Origin of the sequence: Paenibacillus sp. FSL R7-277 (genome assembly GCF_000517965.1) — a bacterium.
Lineage (GTDB): Bacteria > Bacillota > Bacilli > Paenibacillales > Paenibacillaceae > Paenibacillus_AQ > Paenibacillus_AQ silagei.
This window is the reverse complement of record NZ_ASPX01000024.1, coordinates 1-14811: the sequence shown is the minus strand read 5'-3', so window position 1 is coordinate 14811 and position 14811 is coordinate 1. Positions and strand designations below refer to the sequence as shown.

At 51.3% G+C, this 14811-nt stretch carries 14 protein-coding genes and 1 tRNA gene; 4 read left to right on the top strand and 11 right to left on the bottom strand.

What is annotated here, in order from left to right; genetic code table 11:
* Positions 1-88: 88 nt before the first annotated feature.
* Together motA and motB are read left to right on the top strand one after the other, a co-directional pair.
* The gene (motA, locus tag C173_RS09810) at positions 89-889 is read left to right on the top strand and encodes a flagellar motor stator protein MotA (RefSeq protein ID WP_036724422.1); all 801 of its coding nucleotides are present in this window, start codon (positions 89-91) and stop codon (positions 887-889) included.
* The gene (gene motB / locus C173_RS09805) at positions 873-1694 is read left to right on the top strand and encodes a flagellar motor protein MotB (protein ID WP_036724421.1); all 822 of its coding nucleotides are present in this window, start codon (positions 873-875) and stop codon (positions 1692-1694) included. The genes motA and motB overlap by 17 nt, the downstream gene beginning before the upstream one ends.
* Before the next feature lie 87 nt (positions 1695-1781).
* On the opposite strand, the gene C173_RS09800 is transcribed toward motB, so the two are convergent.
* Positions 1782-2483, bottom strand: a complete 702-nt coding sequence (locus tag C173_RS09800) for a pseudouridine synthase (RefSeq protein WP_036724419.1) — start codon at positions 2481-2483, stop codon at positions 1782-1784.
* Positions 2470-4677: an ATP-binding protein gene (locus C173_RS09795; RefSeq protein WP_327196443.1), complete on the bottom strand. Its 2208-nt coding sequence runs from the start codon at positions 4675-4677 to the stop codon at positions 2470-2472. The genes C173_RS09800 and C173_RS09795 overlap by 14 nt, the downstream gene beginning before the upstream one ends.
* A 429-nt stretch (positions 4678-5106) precedes the next feature.
* Here C173_RS09795 and tadA point away from each other — a divergent pair, with 429 nt between their 5' ends.
* Together tadA and C173_RS09785 are read left to right on the top strand one after the other, a co-directional pair.
* A complete protein-coding gene (tadA, locus tag C173_RS09790) occupies positions 5107-5610 on the top strand; it encodes a tRNA adenosine(34) deaminase TadA (RefSeq protein ID WP_268748444.1) in 504 nt (167 codons plus the stop codon).
* A gap of 44 nt (positions 5611-5654) precedes the next feature.
* Positions 5655-6230 (top strand): GNAT family N-acetyltransferase, encoded by a 576-nt coding sequence (locus C173_RS09785; RefSeq protein ID WP_036724414.1) that lies wholly within the window; start codon positions 5655-5657, stop codon positions 6228-6230.
* A gap of 75 nt (positions 6231-6305) precedes the next feature.
* Here C173_RS09785 and C173_RS09780 read toward each other — a convergent pair whose 3' ends face one another.
* The 9 genes from C173_RS09780 to guaB all read right to left on the bottom strand — a co-directional run bounded on the left by C173_RS09780 (position 6306) and on the right by guaB (position 14380).
* Positions 6306-7400: a DUF6612 family protein gene (locus C173_RS09780; protein ID WP_036724413.1), complete on the bottom strand. Its 1095-nt coding sequence runs from the start codon at positions 7398-7400 to the stop codon at positions 6306-6308.
* A gap of 104 nt (positions 7401-7504) precedes the next feature.
* Positions 7505-7657 (bottom strand): small acid-soluble spore protein P, encoded by a 153-nt coding sequence (locus C173_RS09775; RefSeq protein WP_036698929.1) that lies wholly within the window; start codon positions 7655-7657, stop codon positions 7505-7507.
* Between the two features lie 12 nt (positions 7658-7669).
* Positions 7670-8011, bottom strand: coding sequence for a hypothetical protein (locus C173_RS09770; RefSeq protein WP_036724411.1), 342 nt, complete (start codon positions 8009-8011; stop codon positions 7670-7672).
* A gap of 253 nt (positions 8012-8264) precedes the next feature.
* Positions 8265-8353: transfer RNA gene (locus C173_RS09765), tRNA-Ser, on the bottom strand.
* 65 nt (positions 8354-8418) lie between these two features.
* Positions 8419-9708 carry a serine--tRNA ligase gene (gene serS, locus C173_RS09760; protein WP_036724409.1) on the bottom strand — a complete coding sequence of 430 codons (1290 nt, stop codon included), beginning with the start codon at positions 9706-9708 and terminating at the stop codon, positions 8419-8421.
* A gap of 90 nt (positions 9709-9798) precedes the next feature.
* Entirely contained in the window at positions 9799-10383 is a 585-nt protein-coding gene (pdxT, locus tag C173_RS09755) for a pyridoxal 5'-phosphate synthase glutaminase subunit PdxT (protein WP_036724408.1), read from the bottom strand.
* A gap of 18 nt (positions 10384-10401) precedes the next feature.
* On the bottom strand, positions 10402-11283 hold the full coding sequence (pdxS, locus tag C173_RS09750) for a pyridoxal 5'-phosphate synthase lyase subunit PdxS (protein ID WP_036724406.1): 882 nt from the start codon (positions 11281-11283) through the stop codon (positions 10402-10404).
* A gap of 119 nt (positions 11284-11402) precedes the next feature.
* On the bottom strand, positions 11403-12797 hold the full coding sequence (locus C173_RS09745; protein WP_036724405.1) for a D-alanyl-D-alanine carboxypeptidase family protein: 1395 nt from the start codon (positions 12795-12797) through the stop codon (positions 11403-11405).
* Positions 12798-12922: 125 nt separating this feature from the next.
* Positions 12923-14380 (bottom strand): IMP dehydrogenase, encoded by a 1458-nt coding sequence (gene guaB, locus C173_RS09740; protein WP_036724466.1) that lies wholly within the window; start codon positions 14378-14380, stop codon positions 12923-12925.
* Positions 14381-14811: the final 431 nt, after the last annotated feature.

The window sequence follows — 14811 nt, the reverse complement described above, 5'->3', positions numbered from 1 at the left end:
GGTTACGAACAGAGTGTTCTCCCGCGGTTCAAGGACGAATTACGCGGTTAGTCGATCACTTCTTAATTCTCATGGACGAGGTGCATAAATGGAAATCTCAACAATTCTAGGCCTGGTGTTTGGTCTGATCGCAGTAATCTGGGGGATGATACTCAAGCATGCTCCACTTGCAAGCTTGAACAACCCCGCTGCCTATGTCATTATTTTTCTTGGCACGGCTGCCTCCATCTTCATGGCCTTTCCGATGTCGGAAGTCAAGAATTTCCCTAAGCTGTTGAAGATCCTGTTTACAAAGAAAAAGATGGTCGGTAAGCCCGAACTGATTACCATGTTCATGGAATGGGCATCCATTACCCGCCGCGAAGGGCTGCTGGCTCTGGAGTCCAATGTCGATGAAATTGAAGATAACTTCCTCCGAAACGGCATGCGGATGATTATTGACGGCAATGATCAGGAGTTCGTCCGTGATGTATTAATGGAAGATATTCATGCCACTGAAGACAGACATAAAGCCGGAGCCTTGATCTTCTCCCAGGCCGGGATGTATGCCCCTACACTAGGGGTACTCGGGGCTGTTATCGGGCTGATTGCCGCCTTGGGTGATATGAGTAATATGGACGTCCTGGCCCACGCGATTGCCGGTGCCTTCATTGCAACCCTGCTCGGGATATTCACCGGTTATGTCATGTGGCACCCTATGGCCAACAAGCTGAAGCGGATATCCAAACGCGAGATTGAAGTCCGCCTGATGATGGTGGAGGGTCTGCTCTCCATCCAGTCCGGGGTGTCTACCATAGCTATTAACCAGAAGCTGTCCGTCTTCCTGACTCCGTCCGAGCGTGCCAAGCTGAGCGAGAAGGAGGGGGCTTCCAGTGAGCAAAAAGACTAGGCATGAGGAACATGAAGAGCATGCCGATGAATCCTGGCTGCTTCCCTATTCCGATCTGATGACCTTGCTGGTTGCTCTGTTCCTTGTTATGTACGCCATGAGCGCTACGGACGCCGTGAAGTTCCAGCAAATGGCTGAAGCCTTCAATTCAGCGCTCAGCGGCGGCGGCGGCGTCCTGGAGTACCGGTCGGATTCTCCGACCAGCACCCAGCTGGACCAGGGCAAGCAGGATAAAATGAACAATGTGATTGCCAAGAACACCGGCACCTCCGATCTGTCCAAGCTCCGTGCCAAGGAGCAGGAGGATCTGGAGAAGCTGAAGAAGCAGTTCGACCAGTACATCAAGAACAACGGAATGACCGATTTGCTTAGCACCAAGCTGAATCAGTCCCAGCTGATGATCACGATTAGCGACAATGCCCTCTTCGCTTCGGGACAGGCTGTAGTGAAAGATGAATCCCGCCAGTTGGCTAAGTCGATCTCAACTATGCTGCAGCAATTCCCTGATTATGAAGTATTGGTGCAGGGGCATACCGATAATGTTCCGATCTCCAACAGCACGTACTCCTCGAACTGGGATCTTAGTGTAGATCGTGCCCTTGAGTTCATGAAGATTCTGCTGCTGAATCCCAACCTGGACCCGACGAAGTTCAGCCCGACCGGCTCTGGCGAATATCATCCCATCGCTAGCAATGCTACGGCTGCCGGGCGGGCCAAGAACCGCCGGGTAGAAGTATCCATCCTGCGTAAATATAAGGACGCTGCTGCGGAGACAACGGATGTCTCTAATGTAACAGCTCCCTGATAGTAAGGAAACAAATAAGAGCTGCTTCGAACGGCCCTACCAGGGTCTATCGGAGCAGCTCTTATTATAGGTATGGGCATTATAATCTTATTGCAGCTGATAGTTCAACATAGCCCCCAGCTCTTGCTTCTCTTCCTGGGACAGCTCCCGCCATTCTCCAGTCTTCAGTGCGCCAAGGCGGATATTCATTACCCGGATGCGCTGCAGCCGCCGGACTTCATAACCGAAGGCACTGCACATGCGGCGGATTTGACGGTTCTTGCCCTCAGTCAGCACGATACGGAATACCCGCTCACTAATACGCGTAATTTCACAGGGAAGTGTCTTACTGCCCAGAATTTTCACGCCGGTGGACATACCGGTCAGAAAAGAAGGCGTGACGGGTCGATCTACAGTGACCACATATTCCTTCTCATGCTTGCCTTCTGCGCGTAAAATTTTGTTAACAATGTCACCGTCATTGGTCAGCAGAATCAATCCCTCTGAATCCTTGTCGAGCCGCCCGATCGGGAAAATCCGCTCCTCATGCCCTATGAAATCGACAATATTGCCTTGAATATGTGCTTCTGTAGTAGAGGTAATGCCAACCGGCTTATAAAGCGCGATATACACGATCCTGCTGCCCGTCTGAAGCGGCTGTCCGTCAATCAGGACAATATCCCCGGCCTCGGCTTGGCTGCCCAGCATAGCGGGCTCCCCGTTGATGGTGACCCGCCCTCCCTCGACCAGCTTGTCTGCTTCACGGCGTGAACAATAGCCTGTCTCACTGATGAATTTATTGATTCTCATGTTCGTCTTCACTCCGTTCTATATTCATAACGGCCGGAGGTACTGGCTCCTTCGCTTCAGGCAGCTTGATAATTACCTGTGCCCCCCGGCCATACTCGCTTCTAATCTCCAGGCTGCCCTTATGGGCCTGAATGATCCGCTGGCTGACCATCAAGCCGAGACCGGTTCCGGACTCTTTGTTCGTAAAGAACGGTTCTCCCAGCTTGGGCAGCATATCCTCAGGGACGCCTCCGCCCTCATCCGTGATCACAACAACCACAGAATCATCCTGCTCCTGCTGCTCCACGGTAATCGTTCCTCCGTCCGGCATCGCTTCGATCGCATTTTTGATTACATTGATAAATACCTGCTTCAGCTGATTCTCCTCACAGTGCACCATGGCGGGTACTCCCGAGAAATGTGTGGTGAATTCAATGCCGAACAGGTGGGCCTGACTGTCCAGCAGGGAGATGACATCGCCGACAATATGCCGCAGATCCCTTTGCTGGAAATGAACAGCCTGCGGCTTCGCCAGAATCAGGAACTCACTGACAATCATATTGATCCGGTCCAGCTCCGAGAGCATCAGATCTATATGCAGCGGAACGAGAACCTTCTTCTCCTGCTGAAGCTGCAGGAAGCCCCGCAGGGTGGTCAAGGGATTACGGATCTCATGGGCAACGCCTGCGGCAAGCTGGCCGACTGTAGTCAGCTTCTCCGAGCGTCTGAGCAGCTCCTCGATCCGGTTGCGCTCGGTCATGTCACGGGATACATGGACAACCGACTGCGGCTGGCCCTCTTCATCCCGGATAACCGAGCTGCTGACGCTGACCTCTACCAGGGAACCGTCACGCTTCAGCCTGACGGTCTCCACAGGCGGCAGAGATGCCCCGTCCTTAAGCTGCTGCAATCGTATACTCTCCTGCTGCTGCACAGTGGCAGGAACCAGGTAAGGGGGCTTGACCAGAGCATCCGCAGCGCCCCATCCATAGAGATCCTCGAACGCTCTGTTCGTACTGATGATCCGCCCTTCCATATCCACCGTGTGGATGGCATCCGAAGTGCCGTTAATGACCGACTCCAGATGCTCCTTAACCGCACGGTTCTCCTCCAGTGTCTGCCCCAGCCGGTTCGTGTGCTGCAGCAGATGTGAGGTCATCGCATTGATGCGCTGGGCCAGCTGTCCAAGCTCATCGCGGCTGGATACATTAAGCGGGGGCTCGAACTTGCCCTTGGCCACATCATTGACCTTAGCCAGTATATCCTGAATCGGGCGTGTAACAACACCGGCCAGGACATAACTCGCCAAGAGAAAGATAATAAGCAGCAGGACCGAGGTGGTGATATTATTGAACAGCTGCTCGCGGATGACTGAGGAGATCGCCTGGTAGTCCATGACTACACTGATCACATAATCCGCCGCTCCCGGCCGCTCAATCGGAATGAAGCTTTTGAGCACTCTTTTACCCAATGCCTTCGTATCCAGCGTTACCGGCTCGCCCTTGTTCAATGCTTCACGGATTGCCGCCTTGTCCTCTGCAATATTGCCGTAGGAATAGGTTCCGTACTGAATAGGGCGGTTCCGCAGCTTCGTGTTCTTGGGATCTGTACCATCAGGCAGCATGCTTGAGGCCCCGAAGGTCTTCGGATTGATTCCCGTAATCTCCAGAATTCCGGGATTTACAGCTTTGGATTCCTGGATGATCTCATCGGGACTCATAATTTTGACATAATCGCTTACCGCTGTGCTCCGGACGAACGGATCTATGATATAATTGCGTGCCCCGTCATAATAATAACCCCATTTATCAATATACTCCGGATTGGAGGTTGAATATTCAAACGGCCCGGACCAGAAATTCTCCAGGGATTGCCCCTGATCGACAGATACCCGCTGGCCTGCAAACAGCTCCAGAAAAGCCACATACCAAAAACCCATGCCTCTGGTCGAAAGTCCAATCTCTGCAGGATCTGAAGATTTGGCTACGATAATATCATCCGCAGTCTTCACCAGCAGCGAGATATTCGACACCCCCAGCTTGGTGGATAGCGCCTTCAATTGTTGATTGGTAATATTCCTGATATCCGGGTCCAGCTCATAGGACGCCAGAATGGCGGTCAAGCGCAGGTTCTGGGCAATTTTATCCTGCACGTAATTCGAGCTGTAGCCGCTCTGCTCCACCGATACGGCAACCTGCTTCGCAGTGATCTTCATGTTGCTTACACTCTCATTACGCAGATTATTCCGGGCAGCATAAAGATTGAGCGAAAGATTAAGCATCAAGATTAAGAGCACCGAGCCAAATATAATCGCTGATAATTTCGTTTTTATGGACAAGCGTATTGTTCACCTCTTATCCGCTGGTAAATCCTAGCGGGCATTCAACATAATCATACCTTTTGCCCTCCCATTTGAAAAGGCCTTTCCCCACAGCCGGGTGCTGGCAGATATTGAATTATCGGGGCAGTTTCACTACAATAGGTAAGAAACCATCCACAGGTTATGCACATATAAACATTTTGCCAAATCGCGATGTGCACAATTTTGTGTATAAGTCGGCCGTTATCCACAGAGTTGTCCACAATTTGTTAAGAACGAATATTTGTTCGTTGTACAATGGGCATAGAAGAAGGGAAGATGCATTTGAATACCAGGCTTGAAGAACTGCCGGCGGAGGAGCGGGCCATTCATGAACATTGGATGACAGAAGCGATAGGAGAAGCCCGCAAGGCCGAGGCCTTGGGCGAAGTGCCGATTGGTGCCGTGGTCGTCCACGAAGGCCAAATTATAGGCCGCGGATATAATCTGCGTGAGACGACGCTTGACTCCACTGCCCATGCGGAGATGGTAGCGATCCGGGAAGCCAGTACAGCCCTGGGCTCCTGGCGTTTGCTCGATTGCCAGCTCTATGTTACCCTGGAGCCTTGTCCTATGTGTGCAGGAGCGATGGTGCAGTCCAGGGTGCCACTCACCGTGTATGGCACTCCAGACCCCAAAGCCGGCTGTGCAGGGACCTTGATGAACCTGCTGGAGGAATCTCGCTTTAATCACCGTACAGAGGTCATCCAGGGCGTGCTGCAGGAGGAATGCGCGGAGCTGCTGACCTCCTTCTTCCGCAAGCTGCGGAAGCGGCCTGCGAAGCTCTAGAACGCCCATTAACACTTATATTATGCTCATAAGGAGAATGCCAGATGTCGTACAAGCTGTATAACAATGCACAGGGGATCTATCTCTCGCTGCTGGAGCTTACGGATGCCGAAGAGCTGCTTAGCCTCCGTCTGCGTAACCGAACCGCACACCAGCAATTTGAGCCCCTGCGCAGTGAAGACTACTTCACCCTGGAGAGCCAGCGGCAGCTGATTAACCAGCGTATCCTGGATGCGCAGCAGGACAGCGCGTATATGTTCGGGATTTATCTGCTCAGCGGCGAGCTGATCGGCCAGATTACGATCTCCAATGTAGTGCGGGGAGTCGGTCAATTCTGCGATATCGGCTATCTGATCGATCATGAGCAGCAGGGGCAAGGCTATACCAGTGCCGCCGTACACCTGATCCTCGGGTATGCCTTCCGCTCTCTGGGGCTTCACCGGGTACAGGCTGCCATCCTGCCCCATAATACCGGTTCACGCAGAGTGCTGGAGAAGAACGGCTTCCAGGCCGAAGGACTCGCGCGCCGCTTCATCCGGATCAACGGCGAATGGCAGGATCACCGCACCTACGCCATTCTGGCTGAGGAATTCCTGCCAGAGGGACAGGAATCCCCTTAACCTTCATATGTCCACACAAAAACCCGTATGAGCGCAATTTGCTCATACGGGTTTTTGGCGTGCGGAACTATGGTATTAATAAGTACCCGTACCCATGCCTCCGAATTGCTGCTGCAGCTCTTCCAGAGTAATGACATCATCGCCTTGCGGAATGCCAATCTTGAAGGTCTGCTTCTCATTGATCTTACTGTATTGGTTGCTTGCATTCATAGATAAGGTAACGTTCTCACCCTTGTCAGGATCATTAACCTTGATGTCCATGAGCATATCCTGGTATACCGGATAGTCATCTTTATTAACCGCAGTGTTCAGGTGGAACTGGTTAATGGTAAGATATTTATTCAGATCAGCCAGGCTCTTATCAAACTCGGCACGTGCTTCGCTGGATTGCAGCTCTTCCTTGGCTTTGGCCAGATCAGCGGAGTCAACCTGCAGCAGATCTTTATATTCATCCTTACTCAAAATATCCATGATCTTAGGCAATGCGTTGTTCACGAGGATCGTAAGCGCCTCTTTGACATTATCATTGGTTACCTGGAACTGAACCACCTGCTTGGCATCTACGCCTTCAGGCAGGCCGGCATCCTTAGGTTTGATATTGTTGAAGTATTTCGCTTCATCGTACTCGCCCAGCAGCGTATTCATCACTTCATTCGACAGCTTCTGCACTTTCTGTGCATCCATCTGCGCAGGATTGAATTCTGTTCCCTGCTCTTCGGCCAGCTTCTTCAGATCCACCTCTACGAATTTATTGACAATCGTCTCAGGAATCGGCAGGAACGGAATCGAAGGCACTTTGACGTACAGCTTCTGTCCGGACATAACCATCGGAACCGTGAAGGACATAGCCATATCCCCCTTCAGATTCAGAACCGTTGTAAGCTCTGTCTGCATCGGCTCAGCCTGATAGACTCCATCAATCGTAAGCTCTGCATTCTTAAGCATGCTTAGAATCTGACCCGTCGAAGCGTCAGCCTCATTAGTACCGGTGTCTATCGTCAAATCGTTAATGACCACCTTACTCTTCATTTCGTAAGATGTCATAGCTGTAGCTTTGGCTGCAGCTGAAGTCAGAGCCTCCTTCGGCTCCTCTTTCTTTGCACATCCCGGCAGAATTACTGCAGCAGTTAACAGTAACGCGGCAGCGGATAACCCCCACTTTTTGTTCATTATTTTTCTCCTCTCCCATGTAAAAAAATTCTTTCCCCTCCCTAATGATAAACCATTTGGCAATTATGAGAAACATTTCTCTTCAATTTCATTGTAAAGTGTGTTTAACCCTGCGGATTATTATGGTCCACATGGTTGGCCTGCTTCACCTTTTTAGACCCGGATAACGGCGCTGGGCCTGAAGAATGGTGCTCCTTGCGGGGCCCCTGGTTGTCCTGCTGTACGCCGGGTACAGGCATGCTCTTGGGTTTGCTCACTTCGATTACCTCCTATGGATTAGTTAAGCCCTGAAGGGCCTGTGCGCACTCATGAATCTGTCTCGTATACTGCTGCGCCAAAAGCTGAACAGCATCCAGCTGCTCATCCGCGTGTACCCCGGCCTGTTCGGCGTCAAGCAAATCTACAGCAACCTCGCGGCTATCCACATAGGTGCAGCGGAAATCCAGAGAATACCCCTGCCGTCCCGCTGCATTGAAATGGATGAGCAGACTGTTCTGGTTCGCCGCATCCCCCTGCACACTGAAGCTGTCCCCACTCTCCATCAGTTCCGGCAGCCGCTCCTGCCAGGCAGACACCAGACTCTGCTGATCTACTTGCAATTGTCGGTCCATCTTTATTATCAGCCTCCTTCTCTAATACATTGCGGAGAAAGACGGCTTTTTATTCCCGTTGGAACCGCTTCTGTGAAAAAGAGGCCTTGGCAAGTGGAAACGGCATTGCCGTCCTTTTAAAGGACGGTACCGTTTTGGCGAGAAATAGAAGGATAATTTATAGCGTGAAAAATATAAATTCTTATATTTCAAACAAAAAAACCGTCCTCCTGAGAGAACGGCTTCTATCTGCACTTATTTAGATGTAAAGGAATGGCGGAGAGGATGGGATTCGAACCCATGTGGGCTTGCACCCTAACGGTTTTCAAGACCGCCCCGTTATGACCGCTTCGGTACCTCTCCAATGCACTGAAATTTCACATGCATTAGGAATTATACCACGCCCCGCAAATAATATGCAACTATTATTATTGAGCTGTTTTTGCAGAAATGGATTTCACATTACGCATATACGGCTGCAGGCATTCCGGAATCAGCACACTTCCGTCCTCCTGCTGGTAATTCTCCAGAATAGCTGCTACCGTACGCCCTACAGCCAGCGCAGAGCCATTCAGCGTATGCACGAATTCAGGCTTCGCCTTCGGCTCCTTGCGGTAACGGATATTGGCCCGGCGCGCCTGGAAGTCCTCGGTATTGGAGCATGAGGAGATCTCGCGGTACATGCCGCTCTCAGGCAGCCACACCTCAAGGTCATACGTCTTGGCAGAGGTGAAGCCCATATCTGCCGTACAGAGCAGCAGGACGCGGTAGGGCAGTCCCAGAAGCTGCAGGACGCGCTCAGCATCGGCTGTCATCTTCTCCAGCTCCTCATAGGAGCTCTCCGGGCTGGCCAGCTTCACCAATTCCACCTTGTTGAACTGATGCTGACGGATTAGACCACGGGTATCGCGTCCCGCAGAACCGGCTTCCGAGCGGAAGCAAGAGCTATAGGCCACATGATACTTCGGCAGATCGCCAGCTGTCATAATCTCTTCACGGTAATAGTTCGTCACAGGCACTTCCGCCGTAGGAATCAGATAATACTCTGTATCCCGCAGTTTGAACAGATCCTCTTCGAATTTCGGCAGCTGTCCCGTTCCATAGAGGCTGTCCTTATTAACAATATAAGGCGGCAGCATCTCTTCATAGTTATGTTCCCCGCTGTGCAGGTCCATCATGAAATTGATCAGGGCACGTTCCAGTCTGGCTCCCAGTCCTTTATAGAAGACAAACCGGGAACCCGTAACCTTCGCCGCTGCCTCAAAATCAATGATATCCAGCTGCTGCGCCAGCTCCCAGTGGGATTTCGGCGTGAAGTCAAGCTCTGTAGGCTCTGACCAGCGGCGCACTTCGACATTGTCTGCCTCGGAGGTACCTACCGGCACCGATTCATGCGGAATATTCGGGATGCTCATCGTCAGCTCGTCAATTTTGACCTCAAGCTCACGCACCTCATCATCTAATTCCTTAATCCGGTCAGATACCGTACGCATTTCTGCGATCAGATCATCAGCCGGTTCCTTGTTCTTCTTCTTCTTGGCTACGTCTCCGGATACAGTGTTCCGGCGGTTCTTGAGCCCTTCTGTCTCCTGAAGCAGCTCACGGCGGCGCTGATCCAGAGCCGGGAAGCCGGCAATCAAATCCAGCGACTTTCCTCTTTTATTCAGTGCCTCTTCTACTCTTGCATAATCGCTGCGCAATACTTTAACATCTAACACAAAGTTTCCCTCCTGAAAACAGCCCAAACTCTTTCAAAATGCTGTTTTGTTTGCAGCTTTGAAAGAGTCAAAGTGTCCTTATATGCGGTTCTATAGATTGGCTGCAATACGGTCCTCTACCATGTCGGCAAAATATTGATGCAGCCTGTAATCATCAGTCAATTCCGGGTGAAACGAGCAGGCCAGCAGATTGCCCTGGCGCGCGGTTACAATCTCATCCTTATAGAGCGTAAGCACCTCAACATCAGGACCCACCTCTTCAATAAGCGGAGCGCGGATAAATACCGCCCGCACAGGCTCAGCAATCCCCTTAACCTCGAGATCACATTCAAAGCTTTCCCGCTGGCGGCCAAAGGCATTCCTGGCCACGGTAATATCCATCAGCTCCAGATGACCGGCCTCGTCTCCGGCAATCCGCTTCGCCAGCACGATCATCCCGGCGCATGTGCCGAAAATAGGCTTCCCTTGACCCGCGAACTCACGAACAGCCTCAATAAAGCCATATTTGCGCATCAATTTGCCAATCGTCGTACTCTCACCGCCGGGAATAATCAGACCATCTACCCCGTCTAACTCCTCTACACGCTTAATAGGCAGGCCCTGCGCGCCGGTCTTCTCAATACTGACAATATGCTCTGTAACAGCGCCTTGAAGCGCTAACACTCCAATTCTCATCCGGAAGCCTTCTCTCTATTATCGGCCGCGTTCCGACATGCGTTCAGCCGGGGACAACGTGGCGATATCAATCCCCTTCATCGGAGCGCCCAGATTCTTGGATACTTCAGCAATCAGCTTGTAGTCCGTGAAGTGGGTTGTCGCTTCGACGATGGCACGGGCGAACTTCTCAGGATTGTCCGATTTGAAAATCCCGGAGCCGACAAACACCCCATCAGCACCCAGATGCATCATGAGCGCGGCATCGGCAGGCGTAGCTACACCACCGGCAGCGAAATTAACGACAGGCAGCTTGCCCAGCTCGTGAACCTCCAGCAGCAGCTCATACGGAACACCCAGCGTCTTAGCTTCATGATATAGCTCATCAAGCGAGAGGCCGGTCACCTTGCGGATCTGGCTGTTGATATGGCGCATATGGCGGACAGCTTCCACGATGTTGCCGGTTCCCGGCTCACCCTTGGTGCGGATCATGGAGGCCCCTTCGCTAATCCGGCGCAGTGCTTCTCCAAGATCCTTGGCTCCGCATACAAAAGGAACCGTGAATTCGCGTTTGTTGATATGGAACACTTCATCGGCAGGAGTTAGCACTTCACTCTCATCGAGATAGTCTACACCCAGAGATTCGAGAACCTTGGCTTCCACATAGTGACCGATCCGCGCTTTGGCCATTACAGGGATACTCACTACCTTAATAACCTCTTCTACAATAGTAGGATCGGCCATACGTGCGACACCACCCGCAGCGCGGATATCAGAAGGTACACGCTCCAGGGCCATTACGGCTACTGCGCCTGCGGCCTCGGCAATTTTCGCCTGCTCTGCATTCATGACGTCCATAATGACGCCGCCTTTTTGCATTTCTGCCATGCCTCTTTTAACTCGCGAAGTTCCTGTTTCCATATCTACGCCTCCCGTTAGATCTAACCTAATCTAACATGTTATTTTACCGCAAGGCTGTAATATATACAACCTATTTACTGGGATTTTGTCGTGATGTCGAGGCCAGCGCCCCTTTGAGGCTAGAACAGGTTTTTAATTCCTTTGAACAGATCACCGAAAAAATCACCTATGGCTCTCAGCAGCAGCTTGAACCAGCCCGCCTTTTCCGCTTCCTCGGCAGTAATCAGGTTCACCGTCTTCTCTTGCGTCTGATTCATTCCTTCAATCTTATAAGAGTACGTGACCTTACCTACCTTGCTGGCTCCGGCAATCGGTGCGACCAGCGTAGCCGGATCATTCGTGACCACAGTGGTCTTGATCTGCGGCGATACAGTACCCTTAGGGACCATGAACGTCACACCAGCATCCGTTACTACGGATACCTCTTTATTCTTGCCCTTCAGCACAGGCACAGTCTCAGTGCCGGCAATCACAGCCTTAGGCGCAACTACCTGCTTAATCTCGAAATTATTGAAGCCAAAATCCAGCACCTTCTTCGTTTCGGTGAAACGGTGGGCCTCAGAGTCCGCTCCCATAACTACGCTGATTAGACGCATGCCGTCACGCACCGCAGTACCCGTGAAGCAATTACCGGCGTTAGTGGTATGTCCTGTCTTCAGTCCGTCCAGGCCCGGATAAGCGTATGCCTTGAAATTGGGGATATTCTTGTTGGCTTCCAGCATCCAGTTGTAGTTAATCATCGGCTTCGAATCACGCTCGCGGAATTTATACGATTGAATTGTCGTAAAATCTGTAAACTCCGGATGATCGGTGACAATATATTTGGCCAGAATCGCTGCATCCATCGCAGACATTACCGTCTCACGGTCCTCTTCAGGCCGGTATTTAGCAGGCATGTCCTTCCGGTCCAGACCGGTGGAATTAATGAAATAAGCCGTCTTCATGCCCATCTTCTGTGCGGTCTCATTCATCTGGGTCACAAACTGCTGCTCCGAGCCAGCTACCAGTTCAGCCAAAGCAACTGTAGCATCATTGGCAGAGCCTACCGCCATCGCTATGTAGAGTTCTTTAACCGTATGTTCATCGCCCGCTGCCAGAAAAATCCGAGACCCGATCTGCTTGGACGCATTCTCCTGTATAATGACCTTTTGATCCCAGGAAATCTTGCCGCTATTCACCGCTTCAGTTACAAGGTATTCTGTCATCATCTTCGTCATACTCGCCGGAGGCATAGGCTGATCCGCATTAAGCGAGAGCAGAACCTCACCCGTTGTAGGCTCAATCAATACTGCCGATTTCAGCTTCAGTCCGAGAGACTCCACGGTTGGGATTTTGGCTACTGCTGTCTTGGCAGGGGTAGCCGCCGCTTTGGTTCCCGCCTCGGTTGTAGCCGGTTTATTTACTGCCTCCGCCATTGCAGAAGCCGCAGGAAATGCCAACATATTTAAAAGCAGACCTACTGTCGCTGTCTTAATCACAATTTGCTTACTGCTTAGTTTTCGCTTGGCCTTCAATGATTAACTCTCCTTTAATCCTCAAATCAGTGCTTGTTCTATTCTAACACAGGGGTATCTGCAAAAAAAGACAGGCAGGACTAAATTAGTCCTGCCTGTCAACAAAATAGGCGATTCTTCCCGGCTTATAGAGAATAGTTCGGAGCTTCCTTGGTGATCTGTACATCATGAGGATGACTCTCACGCAGGCCTGCTCCAGTGATACGGATGAACGAGGTATCATTGCGCAGCTCTTCTAATGTCTTCGTTCCGCAATAGCCCATACCGGAACGCAGTCCGCCAATCAATTGATGAACCGTGTCAGACAATGGCCCTTTAAAAGCGACTCGGCCCTCAATGCCTTCCGGTACCAGCTTCTTATCATCATCCTGGAAGTAACGGTCTTTACTGCCCTGCTTCATGGCGCTCATGCTGCCCATGCCGCGGTATACCTTGTATTTACGTCCCTGGTAGATTTCAGACTCTCCCGGGCTCTCTTCCGTACCGGCGAACAGGCTTCCCATCATGACTGCAGCAGCACCGGCAGCGATGGCCTTGGTAATCTCTCCAGAGTACTTAATTCCTCCGTCTGCAATCACCGGAATGCCGTATTCACGGGCTACTGTCGCACAATCGTAGATCGCGGTAACCTGTGGAACACCTATACCGGCAATTACGCGGGTAGTACAGATAGAGCCTGGACCAATACCCACCTTGATTACGGAGGCTCCTGCTTCAATCAATTCCCGGGTAGCTTCGCCTGTAGCCACATTACCGGCTACGATGGTTAGGTCAGGATAAGTCTCGCGCAGCTTACGCACTGCATCGATAATATTGATGTGATGGCCATGTGCGGAATCCACGGTAATCAGGTCCACGCCGGCTTTTACCAGTGCTTCAGTCCGTTCCAGCGTGTCCTTGGAAATCCCGATTGCCGCTCCAACCAGCAGACGTCCGTGAGCATCCTTGGCACCGTTGGGGAACTGGATAGCTTTCTCTATATCTTTAATAGTAATGAGACCTTTAAGAATATTATGCTCGTCTACCAGCGGCAGCTTCTCAATCTTGTGGCGCTGCAGAATGCCTTTCGCTTCCTGAAGAGTGGTTCCTACAGCAGCTGTAACGAGATTCTCATGAGTCATCACTTCTTTGATCTGAATATTGAAATCATGGATGAAACGCAAGTCGCGGTTCGTCAGAATACCGACAAGCTTGCCCTGTTCATCTACGATAGGCACACCCGAAATGCGGTATTTGCCCATCAGAACTTCAGCATCGGATACCCAGTGGTCCGGCGTAAGTGAGAATGGATTGGTAATAACCCCGCTCTCTGAGCGCTTCACACGGTCCACCTCTTCTGCCTGCTGCTCCACGGACATATTCTTATGAATGATGCCGATCCCGCCCTCACGGGCGATAGCAATCGCCATAGCGGCTTCTGTGACTGTGTCCATACCTGCACTCATCAAAGGGATATTCAGCTTCACATTCTTGCTGAGTACAGTGGTTAAGTCCACTTCCTTAGGCAATACCTCGGATTTACGCGGAACCAGCAGCACATCATCAAAAGTGAATCCCTCTTTACCAAACTTATCTTCCCACACCTGGGTCATTCCTCCTCTAAATTCTTTTCTCTACCCGCCCGCCAACTTATGAATAAAGAAACTCCTGCGTCAAGTCCATACCCGATAGACAGCAGTAGAGGCCTGGGAGTTATACATAATTGTGTCTTCTGTTAAGGTTTGAGAGGCTTGTCCAAAAATATATTATTGTCCATCTTAGCAAAGGGCATTTGGCCTGTCAAGAATATTACACCGCTCTGTGAAGGGATTAGGCAATCCGCCCTCCGGTAAGCGAATTCTTGGACTAAAGTCCGTCTCCAGTGGACAATAGAACAAATTTCGGCGGCATCCCCGGATATACAAAAAGACCACTGTTGAGAAATCAACAGTGGTCTTGTGTGCTTGGCAACGTCCTACTCTCCCAGGACCCTTCGGTCCAAGTACCATCGGCGCTGGAGGGCTTAACGGTCGTG